The sequence below is a fragment of the Mycobacterium sp. genome (assembly GCF_050701675.1).
Lineage (GTDB): Bacteria > Actinomycetota > Actinomycetes > Mycobacteriales > Mycobacteriaceae > Mycobacterium.
The window spans coordinates 1-2,315 of record NZ_JBOGDD010001311.1 but is presented as its reverse complement, the minus strand read 5'-3'; the positions used below and the strand labels follow the sequence as shown (position 1 = coordinate 2,315).

The following is a 2,315-nucleotide window of genomic DNA, read 5'->3' as shown; positions in this document are numbered from 1 at the left end:
CCGAGCCTGTCAAGATATTTGTGTAACTAGTTGTGCTCGTTGGGGTTAGAGGTGGGGGTTGATTCGGTCTGGGTAGGCCAGGGCGAGTTGTGCCAGGGCCTGTTTCCAGTTCGTGGTGATTTGTCCTTCGACGAGGCGCCCCTCGGCCTTTCGTTTCGCGCCTCGGCCGAGCCCGCGTTCCTTCTCGCGGTCACGGGCCCGTTTGTCCTCGATGTTGCAGATCGCCAGCCACAGCAACTTGACCACCGCTGCGTCGTTGGGGAAGTGACCGCGGTTCTTGATGATCTTGCGCAACTGATAGTTGAGCGACTCGATCGCGTTGGTGGTGTAGATGACCCGGCGCAGCATCGGCGGGAACGCCAGAAACGGGATGAACCGCTCCCAGGCGTCATCGAAGACCCGGATCGTGTTCGGATTGCGCTGACCCAGATCAGAGGCTGCGAACGCGTCCAGGGCAACCCTGGCCGCCTCGGCGTCGCTGGCCTGATACACCGTCTTGAGCGCCGCCGCGACAGCCTTACGCTGCCCGTAGGCCACGAATCGCATCGATGCCCGGATCAGATGTACCACGCAGGTCTGCACGAGCGACTCGGGCCACGTCGCCTCGATCGCCTCGGGGAATCCGGTCAGGCCGTCACAACAGACGATGAGTACGTCGCGCACACCGCGATTGGCCAGCTCAGCGCACACCCCGGCCCAGAACTTCGCGCCCTCGGTGGTCTGAACCCAGATCCCCAGGACGTGCTTGACACCGTCCATATCCACCCCGACCGCGATGTGGGCCGCCTTGTTGCGGACATGGGCGCCATCGCGGACCTTGACCACGATCGCGTCCAGATAGACCACCGGATAAAACGATTCGAGTGGGCGACGTTGCCATGCCAGGACTTCGTCGAGGACCTCGTCGGTGATCTTGGAGATGGTGTCGCGGCTGATCTCGGTGCCGATCGTGGACGCCAGGTGATGCTCGATATCGCGCACGGTCATCCCGCCCGCGTACAGCGAGACGATCATGTCGTCCAGACCGCCCACACGGCGTGAGCCCTTGGGCACCAGCGTCGGAGTGAACGTGGCGTCGCGGTCTCGCGGTATTGCGAGTTCGACATCTCCGACGCTGGTCGCGACGGTTTTCGGGTACGTGCCGTTGCGCGAGTTGGCGAAGAGCCCCGCCTCGGGATCACCCTTCTCATACCCCAGATGGTCGCTCAACTCAGCCTGCAGGCCCCGCTCGAGTCCTGCCTTGATCAGCTGCTGGATGAGCCCGTCCCTGCCCTCGAGTGCGACCTCGCCGGCGTCGATCATCGCGTACAACTCGTCAAGAGCGCCCGAGGATTCCAGCGCTTCCACACCCTCGCGCTGCACGCGGCGACGTTCCTCACGCTCGAACTGCTTATCAACCATGGTCATCAGTGTCTCGGCTTTCAGTCAGGAGCACCGCACTCACACAAACCATCTGACACGCTCCCCCGCTCCGCCCCGAAGAAACTCGCTGCCCGCTTCAGAATCTCGTTGGCGCGCTTGAGTTCTCGGTTCTCTTGCTCCAGGTCTTTGATCCGCTGAGACTCCCCGGTAGATACCCCGGACGCATGCCCATCATCGATGTCGGCCTGGCGCACCCAGGACCGCACCGATTCCACGCCGTAGCCGAGCTGGTGAGCGACCCGCGACACCGTGCCCTGCTCGGTGCCGAGTTCGGCGCGCAGCGCTCGCACCATCCGAACCGCCGCCGCCTTCTCCTCAGAGCTGTAGCGACGGCTGGTCGGCTTCTTTCCCGATGACGATTCCGTGGGCATACCTGCATCCTCGTTTCCAAGGTCAGGAGCCTCCAGCATTTCCAGGGCGATTCACCCAACACCCCCGCGGTATCGCCGTTAAACGCCCGCACCACAGCCGAAGCCGCATCGGCCGAGCCGACACGAACGAACAGATGCACCTGATCAGCCACAACCTCCTCGGCGACGATCTCCCAGCCATGTTCGGCGGCGATCCGCTCCAGCAGCTGACGGCAGCGCGCCGCCACCCGGCCGCCCAGAACCCGGCGCCGATACTGCCGACACCACACCAGGTACAACCCCAGCGAGCACACGCCCCCCAGCATGCGGCGAAACCAGCGCTCGGACATGCAGCGCACATTACAAAACAGGACCGACAACACTCACGATCACACAGGTCACCAGCCCCGATACCCCCGACGACTAAAGCCGCCGGTCCCTTCTGGGCGCACCTGATGGACACGCCGTCGAGAGCCCTGGTTCCCCCGTAGACCTTCGTCAGGTCTTCGGTGGAGATGGACATCGATGGCCTCTCTGTCGTCG

General features: G+C 63.7%; 1 protein-coding gene and 2 pseudogenes. All 3 read right to left on the bottom strand.

Annotation, left to right across the window (positions count from 1 at the left end; all coding sequences use genetic code 11):
• Window positions 1-45 precede the first annotated feature (45 nt).
• Window positions 46-1,407, bottom strand: a complete 1,362-nt coding sequence (locus tag ACRDUX_RS40430) for an IS256 family transposase (RefSeq protein ID WP_526423104.1) — start codon at window positions 1,405-1,407, stop codon at window positions 46-48.
• A 71-nt stretch (window positions 1,408-1,478) separates the two neighbouring features.
• Window positions 1,479-1,793, bottom strand: a pseudogene (locus tag ACRDUX_RS40425) (transposase); the annotation flags it as partial.
• A gap of 68 nt (window positions 1,794-1,861) precedes the next feature.
• Window positions 1,862-2,098 (bottom strand): annotated as a pseudogene (locus tag ACRDUX_RS40420) (transposase); the annotation flags it as partial.
• Between the last annotated feature and the right edge of the window lie 217 nt (window positions 2,099-2,315).

What these genes read in the sequence shown, in the direction of transcription:
- ACRDUX_RS40430 (WP_526423104.1), bottom strand. Translation starts at nt 1,407, where the DNA reads ATGACCATGGTTGATAAGCAGTTCGAGCGTGAGGAACGTCGCCGCGTG.